General features: G+C 64.0%; 17 protein-coding genes. 7 read left to right on the top strand and 10 right to left on the bottom strand.

The window, feature by feature from the left end; genetic code table 11:
• Positions 1-138 precede the first annotated feature (138 nt).
• Positions 139-1,209, top strand: a complete 1,071-nt coding sequence (locus K7B09_RS12380; RefSeq protein WP_223629772.1) for a sensor domain-containing diguanylate cyclase — start codon at positions 139-141, stop codon at positions 1,207-1,209.
• 5 nt (positions 1,210-1,214) lie between these two features.
• Here K7B09_RS12380 and K7B09_RS12375 read toward each other — a convergent pair whose 3' ends face one another.
• From K7B09_RS12375 to K7B09_RS12365, 3 genes are all read right to left on the bottom strand, one after another.
• Positions 1,215-2,780, bottom strand: a complete 1,566-nt coding sequence (locus K7B09_RS12375; RefSeq protein WP_223629771.1) for an ABC transporter permease — start codon at positions 2,778-2,780, stop codon at positions 1,215-1,217.
• Position 2,781: 1 nt separating this feature from the next.
• Entirely contained in the window at positions 2,782-3,660 is an 879-nt protein-coding gene (locus K7B09_RS12370; RefSeq protein WP_223629770.1) for an ABC transporter ATP-binding protein, read from the bottom strand.
• Positions 3,661-4,014: 354 nt separating this feature from the next.
• On the bottom strand, positions 4,015-4,395 hold the full coding sequence (locus K7B09_RS12365; protein ID WP_223629769.1) for a YajD family HNH nuclease: 381 nt from the start codon (positions 4,393-4,395) through the stop codon (positions 4,015-4,017).
• A gap of 129 nt (positions 4,396-4,524) precedes the next feature.
• Here K7B09_RS12365 and K7B09_RS12360 point away from each other — a divergent pair, with 129 nt between their 5' ends.
• Together K7B09_RS12360 and K7B09_RS12355 are read left to right on the top strand one after the other, a co-directional pair.
• Positions 4,525-4,968: a hypothetical protein gene (locus K7B09_RS12360; RefSeq protein ID WP_223629768.1), complete on the top strand. Its 444-nt coding sequence runs from the start codon at positions 4,525-4,527 to the stop codon at positions 4,966-4,968.
• 113 nt (positions 4,969-5,081) lie between these two features.
• Positions 5,082-6,395 carry a metal-dependent hydrolase family protein gene (locus K7B09_RS12355; RefSeq protein WP_223629767.1) on the top strand — a complete coding sequence of 438 codons (1,314 nt, stop codon included), beginning with the start codon at positions 5,082-5,084 and terminating at the stop codon, positions 6,393-6,395.
• Between the two features lie 310 nt (positions 6,396-6,705).
• Here K7B09_RS12355 and K7B09_RS12350 read toward each other — a convergent pair whose 3' ends face one another.
• Entirely contained in the window at positions 6,706-7,098 is a 393-nt protein-coding gene (locus K7B09_RS12350) for a VOC family protein (RefSeq protein WP_223629766.1), read from the bottom strand.
• Positions 7,099-7,398: 300 nt separating this feature from the next.
• Between K7B09_RS12350 and K7B09_RS12345 the strand changes: the two genes are divergently transcribed.
• Positions 7,399-7,839: an FKBP-type peptidyl-prolyl cis-trans isomerase gene (locus K7B09_RS12345; RefSeq protein WP_223629765.1), complete on the top strand. Its 441-nt coding sequence runs from the start codon at positions 7,399-7,401 to the stop codon at positions 7,837-7,839.
• Between the two features lie 161 nt (positions 7,840-8,000).
• Complete coding sequence (locus K7B09_RS12340; protein WP_223629764.1) at positions 8,001-8,654, top strand: class I SAM-dependent methyltransferase; 654 nt, start codon at positions 8,001-8,003, stop codon at positions 8,652-8,654.
• A 193-nt stretch (positions 8,655-8,847) separates the two neighbouring features.
• On the opposite strand, the gene K7B09_RS12335 is transcribed toward K7B09_RS12340, so the two are convergent.
• Positions 8,848-9,531, bottom strand: a complete 684-nt coding sequence (locus tag K7B09_RS12335; protein WP_223629763.1) for a type 1 glutamine amidotransferase domain-containing protein — start codon at positions 9,529-9,531, stop codon at positions 8,848-8,850.
• A gap of 171 nt (positions 9,532-9,702) precedes the next feature.
• Positions 9,703-10,698 (bottom strand): LLM class flavin-dependent oxidoreductase, encoded by a 996-nt coding sequence (locus K7B09_RS12330; protein ID WP_223629762.1) that lies wholly within the window; start codon positions 10,696-10,698, stop codon positions 9,703-9,705.
• Positions 10,699-10,834: 136 nt separating this feature from the next.
• Between K7B09_RS12330 and K7B09_RS12325 the strand changes: the two genes are divergently transcribed.
• Together K7B09_RS12325 and K7B09_RS12320 are read left to right on the top strand one after the other, a co-directional pair.
• Complete coding sequence (locus K7B09_RS12325) at positions 10,835-11,524, top strand: transposase (RefSeq protein ID WP_223629761.1); 690 nt, start codon at positions 10,835-10,837, stop codon at positions 11,522-11,524.
• Between the two features lie 28 nt (positions 11,525-11,552).
• Positions 11,553-11,843, top strand: a complete 291-nt coding sequence (locus tag K7B09_RS12320; RefSeq protein ID WP_223629760.1) for a hypothetical protein — start codon at positions 11,553-11,555, stop codon at positions 11,841-11,843.
• 33 nt (positions 11,844-11,876) lie between these two features.
• Here K7B09_RS12320 and K7B09_RS12315 read toward each other — a convergent pair whose 3' ends face one another.
• From K7B09_RS12315 to K7B09_RS12300, 4 genes are all read right to left on the bottom strand, one after another.
• Complete coding sequence (locus tag K7B09_RS12315) at positions 11,877-12,272, bottom strand: phospholipase effector Tle1 domain-containing protein (protein ID WP_223629759.1); 396 nt, start codon at positions 12,270-12,272, stop codon at positions 11,877-11,879.
• Positions 12,273-12,372: 100 nt separating this feature from the next.
• The gene (locus K7B09_RS12310) at positions 12,373-13,359 is read right to left on the bottom strand and encodes a ComEC/Rec2 family competence protein (protein WP_223629758.1); all 987 of its coding nucleotides are present in this window, start codon (positions 13,357-13,359) and stop codon (positions 12,373-12,375) included.
• Between the two features lie 642 nt (positions 13,360-14,001).
• A complete protein-coding gene (locus tag K7B09_RS12305) occupies positions 14,002-17,538 on the bottom strand; it encodes a methylmalonyl-CoA mutase family protein (RefSeq protein WP_223629757.1) in 3,537 nt (1,178 codons plus the stop codon).
• Between the two features lie 80 nt (positions 17,539-17,618).
• Entirely contained in the window at positions 17,619-19,613 is a 1,995-nt protein-coding gene (locus K7B09_RS12300) for a serine hydrolase domain-containing protein (protein ID WP_223629756.1), read from the bottom strand.
• Positions 19,614-19,748 lie beyond the last annotated feature (135 nt).

The raw sequence follows: 19,748 nt of genomic DNA, 5'->3' as shown, positions 1-19,748 counted from the left end.
GGACGGCTGACCGGGCAATTTTGCCAGAGGCTGCATTAAGAAGAGCCCAAATGCGGCCAGAGACCATTCGCCTGGAAATATCATTCGTTCTTCCGGCCAGCTTTTGAACAATTCCGGAAATTGAAAGAAGATGCGCTGATGCACACCGCCTCCACGCCGCCACCGGCCAATCTGTTCGCACCGCTTGCCGACACACTGACCACGGCAACATCGCTGGAAGGGTTGGTTCGCCCCTTGCTTGAACTGCTCGAGGTGGCCAGCGGGCTGGAGTCGACCTATATGACGACGATCGATGAAACCGTAGGCGTGCAGCATGTGCTTTATTCACGCAATTCGCGCAGCCTGATCATCCCGGAAGGGCTCACCGTTCCGTGGGGTGACACCTTGTGCAAGCGCGCGCTGGAAGAAGGCCGCAGCTACACGGATGACGTGGCCGGTTGCTGGGGGGATTCCGATGCCGCGCAGGCATTGGGGATTGCCACCTATGCCAGCACCCCCATTCGGGGCGCGGACGGCGCACTGCATGGCACCCTGTGTGCAGCCAGCAACCAACGGCTGCCGCTGCGTGACGGTACCGAGCGCGTACTGAATCTGTTTGCCTATCTCATCGGCCGGCAAGTGGAACGCGAGCAACTGCTGCAGTCCTTGCAGGCCGCCAATAGCCAACTCCAGCGCAATGCCATGACCGACGTGGTGACCGGCCTGCCCAATCGCCGCGCACTGCTGGAGGAGCTGGACCGCCGCCTGCGCCATCGCGCACGCGATGGCGGCGACGTCCTGATCGCGTTTATCGATCTGGATGGATTCAAACATATCAATGACCACTTTGGGCATGACGCCGGCGATCATTTCCTTGTCGCCATTGGCAGTGCACTGGCGTCCTGCCACCGCTCCGATGATTTCTGTGCCCGTATTGGCGGCGATGAATTCGTGGTGGTTGGCAGTGTCCCTGCAGATAGCGAAAACGCAACGCAGCAGATGTGCGAACGCCTGCGCGCAGCCACCACCGGGCGGTTTGACCTGGGCGGCCGGAGCATCGAATACGCCGGGCCCAGTATCGGCGTGGTGAAGGCAGCCACGACCGAGGCCGAGGCCGAACTGGCGCGTGCAGATGCCGCGATGTACGCCGACAAACGCTTGCGGCGCCAGACGGAAAAAGGGGACGGGACGGAGCCGCCATCGGGGACGGAGGGAGTCAAGCGCGCTTGATTCCCTCAGGCAGCGTCCCTGACAGCATTGATCAGGCGCGGCCATGCCACGGCAATGGCCACCCACGAGATTGCGGCCACCATCAGGTGCAACCGCAGCGTTGGCAGCGGGGCGGACTGGACGTTGAACAGTGTCGCGCCTTGCGTGGCCGCGTAGATCGCCGCCACCAGCACCAACTCGAAGGGGCGCGCATTGCGGCACACCGCAGCGAACGCCAGCCCGGCGCTGGCCAACGCGGCGGTGACTACCAGCGCAGCAAGTGCCTGCAGCGGCGCCTGCAAGGCCAACCGGGTGAGGCCTGCAAACGTGCACACCAACAACAGCGACACTGCGACCAGCCAGCGCGATGCCAGCACGCGCCACACCGCGCCGGCACTGGAAAACACGATCATCCCGGTGCGCTGGTCGCGCTCACGCAGGGCGCCGCGTGCCAGCACGTCGAGCGGCAGCAGCCAGCCCAGCAACAGCCCCATCCGCATACCCTCGGGCTGCCCGAACAGCTGCAGGCCAAGGACCACCACCCACGCCAGCCACCACCAGCGCGGGCGCTCGCGCAGGCATGCCGTCAACTCGGTCGCAACCAGCGCCCCGAACGCCATCCGCGCCAATGGCTGCAAGACCGTGCCCAGCCAACGTAGCGCCAGTCCCGGCGCACGCACCTGCGCCTCGCGCCCGGACGTGCGCGCAGCAAAGCGATCCAGCAGCGGGACGGCAAGCAGCACCATGCCCATGCCCGCCAGCAACCACAACACGCGGCCCAGCAGATCCATCGGCCGCACCGTCCAGTGGCGCCATTCAAAGCGCACGATGCCTGCCTTGGGGGCTGGGGAAAACAGGCTGAACCCGTACCCCTGCGGCTTGCCGGTCTGCGCCTCGCGCACCCGATGAAAGTCGCGCCCGGCCACCAGCAACCCACCAGTATCGCTGATCCAGCCTTCGCGTACCACCGGGCTTTTCGCCTCGAAGCCGGCCACACCCACCGCCAGCGCCGTGGTCCACAGTACGAAGAACAGCACGTTGCCCGCAGTGCGCCGTAACGGCGGCAGCAGGTCAAACCAGATCGCCGCGGCAGCGGTCATGGCCAAGCCCGGCAAAGTCAGCAGCAGCACCGGCTTGACCAGTTCCATCAGATCGATGCCGCGGTCCTCGGCGCGCACCCATTGCGCCACCAGACCCACGCCCAAGCACGCCACGATGATCACCGCGAAGACCAGCATGTGGCTGGCCCATTTTGCGAGCAGATAGGCACGCCGCGTCATTGGCGTGGCCACCAGCAATTCCCACACGCGGGTCTCGATGTCGCGCACCAGCGTGCCGCGGGCCAGATAGAACCCGCCCAGATTGAGCAGGAGGGTGAACGCCATCGCCAGCACCATGCCCACCCACGCACTGGAGAAACTGCCACGCGCCCCCCCCCACAGCATCACCACCGCGTACGGCGCATCAGCGCCGGGCAGGCACCACCAGGCCGCCACCATCATGACCGCAAGCACGCACCAGAAACGGGCGGTGCGCGTGCGCACGCGAAGATCAGCCAGCAGCATGGCCAGAAACCGTTGCAGGGCCGGCATGTCAATGTGCTCCCTGCAACAACCAGCTGTAGCCGTCCTGCAGGCAGGCCGCCACCGGGCGCGCCAGCGGGTCCGGAGACGCCTCGCTCAGCACGCGCACACGGATGCCATCCGGGCGGCGCAGGGAGCCCACCAAGGTCTGCCCGCTGCGCACTGCGGCGAGATCCGATTCCTGCACCGTCCATTCCCAGACCCGCCCTTCGGCGCTGGCGATCAGCTGCCCCGGCGTGCCATGGAAGCGCAACTGGCCGGCGGCCATCACCGCAATCTGGCTGGCACTGGCTTCCACGTCCGACACGATATGGGTGGACAGGATCACCACACGGTCTGCCGCCAGATCGGTGATCAGATGTTGGAAGCGCAGTCGCTCGTCCGGATCCAGCCCCACCGTGGGCTCGTCCACGATCAGCAGGGCCGGGTCGTTCAGCAGCGCTTGCGCGATTCCGACCCGCTGCCGCATGCCCCCGGAGAATTGTCCAAGCCGGCGGTCGCCGGTGTCGGCCAGCCCCACCATGTCCAGACAGGCCTCGATGCGCAGGCGCGCCGCCTTGCCGCCGATCCCCTTCACGGCGGCCAAAAACGCGAGGAATTCCCGCGCATCCAGACTGTCGTACACCCCGAAATACTGCGGCAAGTAGCCCAGCACGGCCCGCAGGCGGTCGGGTTCCTTGGCGATGTCATGGCCATTCCAGCTGACACTGCCGGAGGTCGGCTTGGTCAGCGTGGCCAGAATGCGCATCAGCGTGGACTTGCCGGCGCCGTTGGGGCCCAGCAGCCCCAGCACGCCGGGGGCAAACTGCAATGAAATATCCTGCAACGCACGGTGACCGCCGCGGAATGTGTGGTTGACGGCATGGACGGTGAGAGCGTGTGTAGACATGGCGTTTCCGTGTGTTCCCGGCCGGGCGGCCAGAATTTCATGGTCGGTATTGTAGTTCACTACAACACCGAATTACCAGATCACTTTTGTCGGTCCATAGCCGCTATGCTCAAACCTTGTCCACAGACTGGCCACTGCATCGCATGCTTAGCTGGTAAACGGGGCCAGGTTGACTCCTGATACAACGAGATACGTGAACCTGACCCCGTTTTGTTGATTTTGGACCGCGGCCAGATGACGGCGCAGCCGGGTCTGTTCGCCATCGACGACGTGGTCAGCGGCCTCAACCTGCGCCTCAAATCCTGCGACCAGCAAACACGGCAAATGGGGTGAGGTTCCCTGCTTTTCCCCAACCTACCCCGTTCCCGGCGGACCCTTCCCCAGCAGCGACTTCAGATCGGCGAAGGGATTGGACGTGGCTGCGGCTGGTTTGTCTTCGGCGGCCTGCGCGCTGACCCCGGTGTGGTCGATCTGGCGCGAGTGCTCGTTGTCGTGGCAGTACACGCACAACAGCTCCCAGTTGCTGCCGTCGGGTGGGTTGTCGGCGTGGTTGTGGTTGCGGTGATGGACGGTCAGTTCGCGCAGGTTGGCGCGGGTGAACTCCCGCGCGCAGCGGCCACAGATCCACGGGTACATCTTCAGCGCCCGCTCGCGATACCCTTGCTCGCGCTGCTCGGCGTTGCGCCGGGCTTCGGCAACGATGCGGTCTAGCTTGGTGTCTTGGGGCGTAGGCATGGTCATGATTATCCGTGGGGCAAGTGAACTGGACCCGGTTTTGGCTGTGCGAAAGACAGCAAGCATTCAACTGGCTGGGACTACCGTGCCGCAATAGCCTGCTTCCCGACAGGTACCGGAATTGCTGCAATGAAGCCCATTCTATTGATGGCAATTGCGCTGCTGGCCATTGCCCCGGCGTTTGCCGCAGACAGCAGCCAATCCGACGTGCCATTGGCCAAGTCACTCAACCTCAGTGCTCCTGCACAGGCCAGCAACACCTACGCTCCCATCGCATCAGCTGACAGCAACATGCCACCGGGCAGTTATCCCTACGACCCGGCCACGCGTTTCGCCGCGCCTTATGCCGCAGCGCAAGCGCAACCTGCCGACACTTGCGACAGCAAGCCACATGGCAGCGTCACCGCCGGTGTCGGTTATTCCAGCCGCATGGGCAACAGCAATTTCCAGGCAGCCCAGTTCAACACCTGCAAACGCTATTACGACGATAACGGCAACGCACACCAAGTTGGTATCAGTATCGGGATTGGCCAGGGCAATTTTGGCTCGGGCCGCCGTGGGCGCGGTTGGTGACCTGAACCTAGTAAACCGGGGTCAGATTCACTTCCAATACAACGAGATAAGTGGACCTGCCCCCGTTTTGGTGGAATACACTCCAAGCTCACACCGACTTGGGGAAGTCCCGTATGACCTACCGTTTCGCCGCACTCGCGGCCGGCTTGCTGTTGGCCTTCGCCAGCAACGCCCAAACCTCGGCCGCCGCGCCTGTCACCCCTACCACCACGGTACTCAAGGCCGTGCGCCTGTTCGATGGTCGCAGTGGCCAATTGGTGTCGCCCGGGCTGGTCGTCGTGCAGGGCAGCAAGATCATCGGCATCGGCACCCATGCCGCCATTCCCGCCGACGCCAAGGTCATCGACCTGGGTGACGCCACCCTGCTGCCGGGCTACATCGATGCCCACACCCACATCGCCTACGATCACGACGACAACTGGGCGCAAGGGTTCTACGACGGCATGCTGCGCTTCCCGGTCGAACAATCATTCCATGCCGGGCGCAATGCCAAAGTGACACTGCAGGCCGGCGTCACCAGTGCGCGTGATCTGGGTGCCGGCGACTTCATCGACGTCGCCCTGCGCAACGCGATCAATGCCGGCCTTGCCGAAGGCCCACGCATGCTGGTGGCCGGCCACGCGCTGGGTTCCACCGGCGGCCATTGCGACAGCTCGCCGTTCCCACCCGATCGGGTCACGCCCTCAGGCCCGCTGGAAGGCGTGTGCAACGGCCCGGACCAATGCCGTCTGGCCACGCGCCTGCAGATGAAGTACGGCGCCGACGTGATCAAGATCTGCGCCTCCGGCGGCGTGCTGTCGGAATCCGACCCGGTGGACGTGCCGCAGCTCACGCCGGCCGAACTCAGCGCAATCATCTCCGAGGCGCACGCCTGGGGCCGCAAGGTCGCCGCGCACAGCCATGGCGACCTGGCCGCGAAGCAGGCGGTCGAGGCCGGCGTGGATTCGATCGAACACGGCAGCTTCCTGCAACCGGCCACGCTGCAGTTGATGAAGCAGAAAGGCGTGTATCTGGTGCCAACCCGGCTGGCACTGGTGTGGACGGTCGGCCACGCCGATACCTATCCGCCGAAGATCGGTGCCAAGGCACGCGCGGCCGGGGCCTCGCATGGCGGCATGTTCAGGAACGCGATGCGGATCGGCGTACCGATTGCCTTCGGTACCGACTCGGCAGTATCGCCGCACGGGATGAACGCGCAGGAGTTCGGCGATATGGTGGACTTGGGCATGGCCCCGTCGGCGGCACTGCTCACCAGTAGCCAAGGTTCGGCGCGACTGTTGGGCATCGATGGCGAGACCGGCACGCTGGAGATCGGGAAGTTCGCCGACATCGTCGCCGTGCCAGGCGATGTACTGCAGGACATCCGGGCGACGGAAAGGCCGCTGTTGGTGATGAAACAGGGCGTGGTGGTGCGTGGCAACCACTGACTGGCGCGAGGAAAAAGGCAAAAATGGGGTCAGGTACATTTCCGACCGCCATCCGGGTGTTGCATCGATGGCTTACGCCGTTCCCGGTGCCGGGCAGGCCATCCGCCCGCGCAGGCGCCCCCCGATACACGGGAAAAAACGCACCGGAAAAATGTACCTGACCCTTTTTTACTCAGCACTGCCAAGGCAGGCGCCGCTTGCGCCGTTCACATTTGGATCCGGCGGGAATTCCCCGGAGGCGCCGGGGCCACACTCGCCGCCGGGGGCCGCCGGCCTCACGCCGGCGGGCACGGTCGTGCCGGCGCTTGCCTCAGCCCGCGCGGTACAGCGCGCAGAGCTTGTTGCCGTCCGGGTCGCGGACGTAGGCCAGGTGCAGGGTGCCCAGCGCGCCCTGGCGCGGGCCCGGGGCGTCCTCGATGGACGTGCCGCCGTGGGCCACTGCCACGTCGTGGAATTGCTGCACCTGCTCCGGCGAGGCGCACTTGAAGCCCACCGTGCCGCCGTTGGCGTGGCAGGCCGGCTCGCCGTTGATGGGCTGGGTGACGCAGAACATGCTGCCGTCGTGCGGGTAAAACAGCCGCACGTGGCCGCTGCCGGACACGTTGCGAATGGGCTCACCGGCGCCCAGCAGGCCCAGCAGCGCGTCGTAGAAGCGCTTGGAGCGCTCGATATCGTTGGATCCCACCATCACGTGACTGAACATGCTGCTGCTCCTGGGAAAGTCCGGCGCAACGCCGGGCGTAGTTGGAAAGTGTGGCAGGTACGCGAGCGACGGGGCGTTCGGATGCAGCGGGCGCACGGCGGTCCGCCGCCTTCACCCTGTGACGGGGAAATTGCCGGGCACCGCGCGGCGGGGCCGGCGGATGGAACCAGTCTGCCCAGCGCCTCAATCGGCAACGTGGGCGCAACCCGCAGGGAGCGGCCCCAGCCAATGGAGGGGTTCCGATCTTCGCTTCGCCTGCCCCGCAACGTATCCTGCCCCACCCTCCACCGCACCGCTGCCATGGCCCCCCGCAAGCTCCGCCTGATCGCCACGCTCTCCGTCCTGCTGCTCACCGCCTGCCGCCAGCCGCCGCCCTACACCGGTGGCGACGTCGCCGAACTGCAGCGCATCGATGTCGTCACGGGTCAGGGCGCCGTCGCGCAGGCCGGTGACGAAGTCAGCGTGCACTACACCGGCTGGCTCTACGACCAGCACGCGCCCGACAAGCGCGGCCGGAAGTTCGACAGCTCCCGCGACCGCGGCCAGCCGTTCGTGTTCCTGCTGGGCGCCGGCCGCGTCATCCGCGGCTGGGACGATGGCGTGGCGGGCATGCGGGTGGGCGGCAAGCGCGAGCTGCGCATCCCCGCCAACCTGGGCTACGGCAGGGACGGGGCCGGCGACGTCATCCCGCCGGGGGCGTCGCTGGTGTTCGAAGTCGAGCTGCTGGATATCCGCAAGTAAGCTGCAACCCGCAGGGCACGCGACTCCGCCCCTGCGTGCCGGTGCTAGGATGCATTGCGGGCGTGCGCCCGCTTCTCGCGTTCCGCGGCATGCATTGCCCGCCTCGCTTCCTCTCACGCGTTATCGCCCGTCCCGATGGGCGACGCTTCAAGGGGAGCAGCATGCCCGGCTTCAACACACGCAACCTCACCGTCCACGTGGGTGGCCACGCCTACCTCCTGCGCGTGCTCAGCGACCGGCAGCAATTCGCGGACCCCGATGGCCACGGCGAGCGGCTGGGGATTTCCTCCGCGCAATGGTGCCTGTTCGGGCAGTTGTGGCCTTCGGGCAAGTTGTTGGCGCAGGCGATGGCACGCGCGGATATCGCCGGCAAGCGGGTGCTGGAGATCGGCTGCGGCATCGGCTTGCCGAGCCTGGTGCTGCAACGCCGCGGCGCCGATGTGGTGGCCTCCGACATGCACCCGATGGTCGAACCCTTCCTGGCCTACAACGCCGCGCTCAACGGCCTGCCTGCCCTGCACTACCGGCAACTGCGCTGGGGCCACCCGCTGCCCGCCCTGGGCGACTTCGACATGCTCATCGCCAGCGACGTGCTGTACGAGCGCGGCCACGCCGAACTGCTCGCGAAGGTGGTCGAGCGCCATAGCCGCGCAACTTGCGAGCTGGTGCTCATCGACCCCGGCCGCGGCCACAGCGCCGAACTCACCCGTTTGCTGGCGGCGCAGGGGTTCGAGGTCAGTGAATCGCGTTGTCCGATGGACGATGCGGACTGCGATGCGCGTGGGCGCTTGTTGCACTATCGACGCGCGGCCTGAACGGCGGAAGGGCGCCGGAAACCATTCGCGCTGATGCTCGCCGCGCACGCCCCAGCGCCGCACCTCGTCCTCACTAGGCAGCGCAGCCTCCACCATCGGAGCGCAAAGCGGGCGAGCCAACCAGGCGTTCCTGCTGCCGCTCAGGCACGCCTTTTAGCACTGCTCCCCGCGGGAGTGAACCGGGGGATTCCGCTCAGGCAGCGCCGCGCAGCCGCAGCAGAGCGTGCGCCGTATCCGCGGAGGACGCCGGGTTCTGGCCAGTCACCAGATTGCCGTCGGTGACCACGTGGCTGGCGAAATCCGCGCCTTTCTCGTACTGCGCGCCATGGTCCTTGAGCATGTCCTCGACGAGGAACGGCACCACCTCGGTAAGTCCCACCGCCTCCTCCTCCGTGTTCGTGAAGCCGGTCACCTTGCGGCCGCGCACCAGCGGCGCGCCGTCGCGGCCCTTCGCCCCCTGCAGCACGCCCGGCGCATGGCAGACCAGGCCAAGTGGCTTGCCCGCCGCGTCGGTGGACTCGATCAACCGGATCGAATCGCGATCATTCGCCAAGTCCCACAGCGGGCCATGCCCACCCGGGTAGAAGACCGCGTCGTAATCTCCGGGTTGCAGTTCGGCCAGGCGATGCGTCGCCGCCAACGCCTGTCGGGCCTCGGGATCGTCGCGGAAACGCAATGTCGCTTCGGTCTGCGCATCGGGCGCATCGCTCTTGGGATCCAGCGGCGGCTGCCCGCCCTGCGGCGACGCCAGCACCACGTCCACGCCGGCGTCCTTGAACACGTAGTACGGCGCGGCGAATTCTTCCAGCCAGAAGCCCGTCTTCTCGCCGGTGTCGCCCAACCGGTCGTGCGACGTCAACACCATCAGAATCTTCATTGGCCCATTCCCGTTCGATTGCCCACAGGCTAGGCCAAAAATGGGGTCAGGTACATTTCCGACCGCCATGCGGGTGTTGCGTCGATGGCATACACCGTTCCGGGTGCCGGGCAGGCCATCCGCCCACGCGGGCGTCCCAAGGCTAGGGAAAAATGTACCTGACCCCTTTTCCTACATTCCGCCCGCCGCCGCCATCGCGAGCTCGAACGAACGCAGGCGCGCGCCGGGATCGTGGATGTTCGCGGTCAGGATCAACTCGTCCGGCCGGTGGCGGGCCACGAACTCGGCGAGCCGCGCGCGCACAGTGCCAACCGATCCCACCGCCGCGCACGCCAGCGCCTCGTCGACGCCCGCCAGCACCTGCGGCGCGTAGCGGTACCGCAACGCCTCCGCGGAGGCCAGCGGCGGGGGCACCAGACCCGGCCGCCCGCTGCGCAGGTTCGCGAAGGCCTGCTGCTGGGTGGTGAACAGGCGCGCGGCGTCCGCATCCGTGTCCGCCACCACCGCGTTCACCGCCAGCATCACCCGCGGCTGCGCCAAGCGCGAAGACGGCCGGAACCCGGCGCGGTACGCCGCCACCGCCGGCTCCAGGAGCGCGGGCGCGAAATGCGAGGCGAAGGCGTACGGCAAGCCCAGGCGGGCGGCCAATTGCGCCCCGAACAAGCTCGACCCCAGGATCCAGACCTCCAGTTCCACGCCGGGACCGGGCACCGCCTGCACGGCCTGGCCGGGCTGCACCGGTTCGAAATACGACAGCAGCTCGACCACGTCGGCCGGGAATTCGTCGGCCGCGGCGTAGTAGCGCCGCAGCGCGCGCGTGGCGGCCTGGTCGGTGCCCGGCGCACGCCCGAGCCCCAGGTCGATGCGCCCCGGATGCAGGGTGCCCAGCGTGCCGAACTGCTCGGCCACCTGCAGCGGCGCATGGTTGGGCAGCATCACGCCGCCCGCGCCGACGCGGATGGTGCGCGTGGCCGCGGCCACGTGCGCGATCAGTACCGCCGTGGCCGCACTGGCGATGCCCGGCATGTTGTGGTGCTCGGCCAGCCAGTAGCGGCGGTAACCCAGCGCTTCACCCAGCCGGGCCAGGTCGAGCATGTGGGCGAAGGTGTCGGCGGGCGCGCTGCCCTCGGCAACGGGCGCGAGATCGAGGATCGAGAGGGGGATCATTCCCTGATTCTAGGCGCTCCAAAGGGAGTAAGAACGGGGTCAGGTTCACTTCTGACACGGACGCGGCGCATTCGCCGACCCGCAGCGCCTGCGTTCGCCGATGGGCGACGGGCGCCGCCCGGGCGAGGCTTCCGACATGGCGCGCCTGCCCCGCATCGACCTCCCCGGCATCCCGCAGCACGTCGTGCAGCGCGGCAACAACCGCCTGCCCTGCTTCCTGGACGACGAGGACCGCGCCCGCTATCGCCAACTGTTGCGTGAAGCCCTGCTGGCCAGCGACTGCCGGCTGCACGCCTACGTGCTGATGGACAACCACGTGCACCTGCTGATCACGCCGCCGCGGACCGGCGCCATCGGCCAGCTGATGCAGCGCCTTGGCCGCCAGTACGTCGGGCAATTCAACGCCCGCCACGGCCGCACCGGCACGCTGTGGGAAGGCCGCTACAAGGCCTGCCTGGTCGACACCACCGAGTACCTGCTGCGCTGCGCCCGCTACATCGACCTCAATCCCGTGCGCGCCCGCATGACCGACGACCCCACCGCGTTCGCCTGGTCCAGCTGCCCCGGCCTTTGCGGCCTGCGCGACGACCCGCTGCTGGCGCCGCATCCCGTGCAACGCGCCCTGGGCGCCGACGGCTATCGGGCGCTGCTGGCCGAAGCCTTGGGCGAAGAAGACCTCGCCGCCCTCCGCCTCTACCTGCAACAGCAACGCGCCTACGGCCGCGACGCCTTCCGCGCGATGGTGGAAGCCAAGACCCAACGCTTCGCCGGCGTGCGCCCCGCGCATCGACCGGCCAAGACCAAGTCAATCACTGAAACGGGATAAGTGAACCTGACCCCGTTTTTCCGGATAAGTGAACCTGACCCCGTTTTTCACAGTCTACGAAGATCTGTCCACCGATCCAGGAACACGCCAACGCAACTACAGGGCGATGGTGATGGCAACCGTCAACCCGCAGGATGTCGAATCCATCCGCCGCCACCTGCAACGCCAGCATGCCTATGGCGGCGATCGCTTCCGCCAAGCCATCGAGGCGCAGCTGGGCAGAACCGCAGGGCCGCAGAAGATCGGGCGACCGAGGAAGGAAAACAGGGGTCAGAGTCGACTTTTAGAGCCGACCAACCTCAACCTGCCTGATCTCTGAAAAAGTCGACTCTGACCCCTGTTTTAAAGTCAGTCACTGAAACGGGATAAGTGAACCTGACCCCGTTTTTGGTTCCGTTTTTGGTTTAACCTGACCCCGTTTTTGATAGACAAGCTGCGGCCTACCATCGGAATCCTGCGGCGCAACAAGCGCGCGCATCCGCCAGACGTTGGTATTGCTATCGACGCTATTCCAAGTGCCGTCGAGAAAGATCGCCAAACGCTTCGGCTGCTGCGAGACCCCCGCGATCGCCGATTGACTACTGTTCTTTTCTGACGGTTGAACTACAACACTCACGATCGCCGCAATTGCAATGAACGCCAGCGCTAGGGCAATCCAATGCATACCACGGCGAACCAAGTGCATCATCTTCAGTAGAACAACGAGACTAAGACTGCCTATCAGCCTGGATACATCCACAAGCTTCATCTTGCCCCTCCCGCCAGTTGATCAGAAGGCAACAGAGTTCTTTCCTGACACGCCCTCAATCGCAATGTAATTCGAACGCACTCTTGTTACCCGGCTTCCTCTATGCCGAGATTCGATAGATCGCAAACATACCTTGCCCATCCGAATGGACGGCCTTTCCTGCTAACGCTTCCGCATACCGTCCGTTCTCGATTGAAATAACCAAACCGGACTCATCGGAGTCAACCACAATATTCCCTGCCTGATTACTGGTGAGCACCGTCAAGTTCCGTCTCGACCACTGCCCGTAATCAATGTGCTGACATGGAGCACATCCCATGATAGTTAGTTTCGGTCTAATGAAATCAAGAAAATCGTAGGATCGCCCCGAATCACGCCCATGATGCGGAGCAAGCATGATTTCCACATCCTGAACATCAGCAAGGTGATGCCGCTTAATGTGCTCAAACGCAGCATCATGGGCATCACCGCACAATAATATCCGACCACCAAGAGATCGATAGAGAATTACATATGAACCCTCATTGATATCGTCTTCAAGATCAGGGTCAGCTAAGAGCTCTCTTGTGGGGGCCAGCACATGTAAACCATCGCCACCGCCTTTACCATCCTCAGCTTGGTTCGCAAATTTGAACCTAGCCCCATCAAGCGGATTAACGACTGTGACACCAGCTTCCTTCTTGTCACGGAGGCTGATGTATCTATCCCAATCCTTCTCAAGGTAAGGGCAACCACCACCGAAGTCGGGCTTTTCGCGGCGCGCACCGGAATCCCAGAAATTTGTGATTCCGAGTTGACGTACAACCTCATCTATCCCATCCATGTGATCCATATCAGGGTGGGAAAGGATAAACCTGAAGACATCGGCAATACCCCACCTCTTGCAGTAATCAAGAGGATTTGTGTTCTTCTTGCACATTCCAAAGTTTCCGCTTGCGGACTTCACAAGAGCGGTCTCTTCAAAAATGATCCGATCTACTGTTTCTATATTCCCGTCACAGACATCGATCATCGACACACGTCCAGACGCATGCTCAATGATTGTGCAATCGCCGGGATGCACGTTCACGAAATGGATACGAGACACTAGTTACTCCCCTTTGGCAGCTCTAGATTTTTCAATCCCCCAAATCGATTGAGCTACGTCTTCGAGCTTCCCAATAAATTTGTCCACATTGAGCCCTGCGATAAACGCCAAAGCCAGGAAGCCGAGCCCTGTGGACTCAGCACCTGCCACAGACTCGAGGACAAGAAGACCGGCTTTAAGAAAGACAAATGCCGCACCACCAGAAATGCAGCTAACCACGGGCCGAATCAAGTACCAAGGAGCCCAATGAGCCGTCCAACTTCGGCGCACGCATGCATTCAGATAAACTGCTCGCAGGCAATAGAGGCATCCGCCTAGGCCACCGAAAAGACAGCACTTAAAGACTTCACCAAGCGGACCGACGGTGAGGTGCCCATCGAAGACCCCCCAAACCGCGTATAGAAGTAGCGCAAGAACTGAGATCAGGTAGGCGACGATAAGCCACATACTCCAACCAGGGGAGTCAGAACTGGCTGCGCAAAGTGGTGGGCTTGATTCTGGATTCCGCGGAGTAACGTCAGATGGCGTGGCGGCCGAGGAAGATGCTGCTCCCACTCCAATTTCCTCAGCGGAACGCTGCGCTTCGGGATCTACCTCAGTTGGCATCACATCATTCCCCCTGACCAAATGGTGGCTAACGACCTACATATTCCGTCTGTACTCCCCACCCACCTCATACAACGCATGGCTGATCTGTCCCAGCGAATGCGTCTTCACCGCTTCCACCAACGATTCAAACACATTCCGTCGCTCCCGCGCCGTCGCCTGTAGCGCCTTCAGCCCCTCGGCAGCAAACCCGTTGCGGTTGCCCTGATACCCCGCCACGTTCGCGATCTGCTGCCCCTTCTCCTCTTCCGTGGAGCGGATCAGCTCGATCTCGGTGACGATGTCGCCGCCGTGTTCCTTGGGCAGGAAGGTGTTCACGCCCACCAGCGGCAGGCTGCCGTCGTGCTTCTTGTGTTCGTAGTACAGGCTTTCTTCCTGGATCTTGCCGCGCTGGTACATGGTGTCCATGGCGCCCAGCACGCCGCCGCGCTCGCTGATCGCTTCGAACTCCTTGTAGACGGCCTCTTCCACGATGTCGGTGAGCTTGTCGACGATGAAGCTGCCCTGCCACGGGTTCTCGCAGAAGTTCAGCCCCAGCTCCTTGTTGATGATCATCTGGATGGCCACGGCGCGGCGCACGGACTCTTCCGTGGGCGTGGTGATGGCTTCGTCGTAGGCGTTGGTATGCAGGCTGTTGCAGTTGTCGAACAGCGCGTACAGGGCCTGCAGCGTGGTGCGGATGTCGTTGAACTGGATTTCCTGCGCGTGCAGGGAGCGGCCGCTGGTCTGGATGTGGTACTTCATCATCTGGCTGCGCGGGCTGGCGCCGTAGCGCTCGCGCATGGCGCGGGCCCAGATGCGGCGGGCCACGCGGCCGATGACGGTGTACTCCGGGTCCATGCCGTTGCTGAAGAAGAACGACAGGTTGGGCGCGAAGTCGTCGATCTTCATCCCGCGCGCCAGGTAGTACTCGACGATGGTGAAGCCGTTGGACAGGGTGAAGGCCAGCTGGCTGATCGGGTTCGCCCCGGCCTCGGCGATGTGGTAGCCGGAGATGGACACCGAGTAGAAGTTGCGGACGGCGTGGTCCACGAAGTACTGCTGGATGTCGCCCATCATGCGCAGGGCGAATTCGGTGCTGAAGATGCAGGTGTTCTGCGCCTGGTCTTCCTTGAGGATGTCCGCCTGCACGGTGCCGCGCACGGTGCGCAGGGTTTCGGCCTTGATGCGGGCGTAGGTCTCGGCGTCCACCAGCTGGTCGCCAGTGACGCCCAGCAGTGCCAGGCCCAGGCCGTTGTTGCCCTGCGGCAGCTCGCCTTCGTAGCGCGGGCGCCGTCTTTTACCAGACGCGTCGCCTTCGAACAGCGCGTCGATCTTCTTCTGGGCATCGGCCCAGCGCGCCGGGTCGGCCTTCAGGTATTGCTCCACCTGCTGGTCGATGGCGGTGTTCATGAACATCGCCAGGATGATCGGCGCCGGGCCGTTGATGGTCATCGACACGCTGGTGGTGGGCGCGCACAGGTCGAAGCCGGAGTACAGCTTCTTCATGTCGTCCAGCGTGGGCACGTTGACGCCGGAGTTGCCGATCTTGCCGTAGATGTCCGGGCGCGGCGCCGGGTCTTCGCCGTACAGGGTCACGCTGTCGAAGGCGGTGGACAGGCGCGCGGCCGGCTGGCCCAGGCTGAGGTAGTGGAAGCGGCGGTTGGTGCGCTCCGGGGTACCCTCGCCCGCGAACATGCGGATGGGGTCCTCGCCGGTGCGGCGGTACGGGTACACGCCGCCGGTGTAGGGGTAGTAACCGGGCAGGTTTTCCTTCTGCAGGAACACCAGCAGCTCGCCCCAGGCCTTGTAGGTGGGCGCGGCGATTTTGGGGATCTGCTGGTGGCTGAGCGATTCGCGGTAGTTCTCCACCCGGATGGTCTTGTCGCGCACCTGGTATTCGTTCACCGGTTCGGTGATGGCCTTCAGGCGGGCCGGCCAGTCGCGCAGCAGCTTCAGCGCCTCGGAATCCAGCGACTGGATAGCGTCGTTGTAGCGCTGGCGCAGGGTCTTGAGGCTGCGGTCGTCGCCTTCGGTCAGCGCGTCGGCGGCGTAGAGGTCGAGTGCGTTCGGCAGCTTGTCGTCGCCCAGCTCCTTCAGCGCGTCCCACAGCGACTGCGCGCGGTCGGCGATCTCCGCCTGCGATTCGATGCGGGCGTTGATGCCGCGGCCCTGCTCGGCGATCTCGGCCAAATACCTCACCCTCGCGCCGGGGATGAGCACGGTGGCGCGGGGCTCCTTGAGGGTGGTGTCGATGGTCGGGACCGGGAAAAGGGGGTCAGAGTCACTTTTCGACTCACCCTCACCGCCACCAGCACTGCCTGCATCCGAAAAGTGACTCTGACCCCCTTTTCCTTTCTCGCGCAGCAGGCGGCACAGGTTGGCGAACATCCAGTTCAGGCCGGGGTCATTGAATTGGCTGGCAATCGTCGGATAGACCGGGACGTCCTCGTCCTTCAAGTCGAACTTCACGCGGTTACGCTTCCACTGCTTGCGCACGTCGCGCAGGGCGTCCTCGGCGCCGCGCTTGTCGAACTTGTTGAGCACGACGAGTTCGGCGTAGTCCAGCATGTCAATCTTCTCGAGCTGGCTGGGCGCGCCGAAGTCGCTGGTCATCACGTACATCGGGAAGTCGACCAGGTCCACGATCTCCGAGTCGCTCTGGCCGATGCCGGCGGTTTCCACGATGACCAGGTCATAGCCCAGCGACTTCAGGAAGGCGATGCAGTCCTGCAGCACCACGTTGGTGGCGGCGTGCTGGCGGCGGGTAGCCATGGAGCGCATGAACACGCGCTTGCTGCGCAGCGAGTTCATGCGGATACGGTCGCCCAGCAGTGCGCCACCGGTGCGGCGGCGGGTCGGGTCCACGCTGACCACCGCGATGTGCATGTCCGGGAAGCTGGACAGGAAGCGGTTCAGCAGCTCGTCGGTGACCGATGACTTGCCGGCGCCACCGGTGCCGGTGATGCCCACCACCGGGGTCTTGCCGCCGGCCAGCTGCCATTCCTTGCGCAGGTGAGCGAGCTCGCTTTCGTCGAGCGCCTGTTCCTCGATGGCGCTGAGCATGCGGCCGATCTCGATCTCGTTGTCGAAGGCCACCTTGTGCGGCTTGTCGACCGGCTGGCGCGCGGCCTCGGCGCGCTTGACCACGTCCTCGATCATCGCCACCAGGCCCATGTGCATGCCGTCGTTCGGGTGGTAGATGCGTTCGACGCCGTAAGCTTCCAGCTCGCGGATTTCCTCGGGGGTGATGGTGCCGCCACCGCCGGCGAACACGCGGATGTGCGCGGCGTTGCGCGCCTTCAGCATGTCCACCATGTACTTCAGGTACTCGACGTGGCCGCCTTGGTAGCTGGACAGCGCGATGGCGTCGGCGTCTTCCTGCAGCGCCGCGCGCACCACGTCTTCCACGCTGCGGTTGTGGCCCAGGTGGATGACCTCCGCGCCCTGCGCCTGGATCAGCCGGCGCATGATATTGATGGCGGCGTCGTGGCCGTCGAACAGGCTGGCGGCGGTGACGAAGCGCAGCGGGCTGCGGTGTTCGTCCAGTGCAGTGGAAGCCGTGGTTGGAAGCTGGGCGGTGGGGGTATTCATGAGACTGCGTTCACATGGGACGTGGCAATTTGCCCATTGTACCGCCCATGTGAACGCAGCCCGCTGCGTCTGCTGCTGCCCTACTTCACTTCATCAAACACGTACTCATGCTGGCCGTCGCGCACAATGAGCTGGCGCACACCAGCCTTCACTGCACCGACAAACGGGAATCCGGCGGCCACCGGGTCGATGGTGACAAACGCCAGACTACCGTCAGGCTGTGGCTGGGTCGCAACCGCAGATGCAAACGCGCCCACATCGAAGACCACTTTCCCCGGCTTGCGAACGACCTGCACATCACCCAGCGCAGCGTTGTGATAGCGCGGCGCAAGGGCGGCCAGCGCTTTGTTGTCTGCGGGCCACTGCAGCAACTTGCGCTGCGCATCGAATGCGGCGCGATTGGCTTTGGCTGTGGCGGCGGCAGCGGCCACCGCCTGCGGCTCGCCATCGAACATCAACTCCATCAGCCGCCGCTTGAACGGGCCACGTAGGTACACGCCTTCATCGGCATTGGTCAGGATCACCGCACCCACTTTCTGCTCCGGCCACCACATCATGTTGGAATGGAAGCCGCCCAAGTCGCCGCCGTGGTCGATCACGGTGACGCCGTCACTGTTGTCCACCATCAAGGCCATTGCATAATTCTTGTCCACGCCGAGGGCGATTTGCGGCTCACGACGTTGCAATAAAGCAGCCTCCCCGATGTAGCGTTTGCCATCCGGCAGCAGGCCACGGTCGATTTCCATTTGTACATACTTGAGCATGTCGTCCACCGTGCTCCACGCCGCACCGGCTGGACGCGAGGCGATGATGGTGTCGTTCAACCCCATGCCCATGACCTGCACCTTGTGGTTGATGTCGTAACCATGCGGCGCAGCGTAGTCACCGGTTTGCGCCTTGACATAATCGAAGGTGGTGTTGCGCATGCCCAATGGATCAAATACCAGCGCCTGCATCGCCCTGTCATAGCCGGCGCCCAGCTCACTACCGGGGTACGCAACTTGGCCGCCGATATAACCCGCAGCCGCAGCCATCGGGTTGGAATACTGGAACAATTCACCAAACCCGCTGGTGGGTTGCATCGTGCCCAGCGTTGTCAGCACGCTGGCGGGGGTTTGTTTTTCGCCTTCAAACAACCACTCCATATCCTGCCTGGGCACACCAGTGCACGCGCAGATCAGGTGTTTCACCAGCACCTTGTCAGTGGTGGCGGCATCCCCCAGTTTGAAGCCGGGATACACATCTTCGGCGCGCGCATTCCAATCCAGCTTGCCGGCATCCACCAGTTTGGCCAGCATCAGCGTGGTCAACGCCTTGGTATTGGAGGCGATCATGAAGCGGGTGTCGGCATCGACTTTGGCAGGCTTGCCCAGCTGACGCACCCCGAAGCCACGTGCCATCACCACTTTGCCATTCTGAATGATGCCGATGGCGACACCCGGCACATCAAAATCCTTGCGCATCTGTTCGACAAAATTGGCCACTTGCTGCAGGCGGGCCGCATCCAATGGATGTGCACTGCGCCCGGCGAAGGTTTCACGCACATAACCCGCTGGCAGTAGTCGTTGAAAGAGTTTGCCAAACTGCGATGCGCGCTTTTCGGCGATACCTTGGTCCACATCGGCCAGGATCACCGTCCACAATTTGCCGCGCCGATAGGCCGATGCGTTGACGACCCGCTTGGCATTCTGCGGCACGTCATAATCATAGGAACGACGCTGCTCCCAGCCATCACGCGGGGCGGCCTCGGTGGCCAGTAAAAATTTCGGCGCCATGCCCAATGCCTGCCATGCCTGCGCTACGGCGTCATCCGCGCTGCCAGCCGTCGCATCCACAATCACCAAGCGCGAGCCGTCAGCTTCGGGCGGGGTCAACACCACGGCATTGCCGCGTTGCTCGCGTGTCCAACCCTCGGGAAGAATAAACGTTGTCCCACGCGGTGTTGTGGCCGGTTGATCAGCCGCTGCCGTCGCAGCTTGCGGTGCAGGCGCAGCTGCGACCGAGATCGACATCGGGAGTGCCGTGGAGATCGAGAGTCCGATCACCAGCGCGGTGTGCTTGAACATTGGGCGCATTGCAATTCTCCGGAAAGTGGGCAGGTATGGCGCGGTAGCGACGCGTGGTGAAGCAATGCAATTTCAATTCAACGGTGCCTATTGGCAAACGTGGTCAGCATGCCACGCAGGCCATCCACCATAATGTGGCATGCT

Origin of the sequence: Thermomonas beijingensis, from assembly GCF_020034655.1 — a bacterium.
GTDB classification, from domain to species: domain Bacteria; phylum Pseudomonadota; class Gammaproteobacteria; order Xanthomonadales; family Xanthomonadaceae; genus Thermomonas; species Thermomonas beijingensis.
Note: the sequence above shows the minus strand (reverse complement) of the source record. Positions and strands in the feature narration are given on the sequence as shown.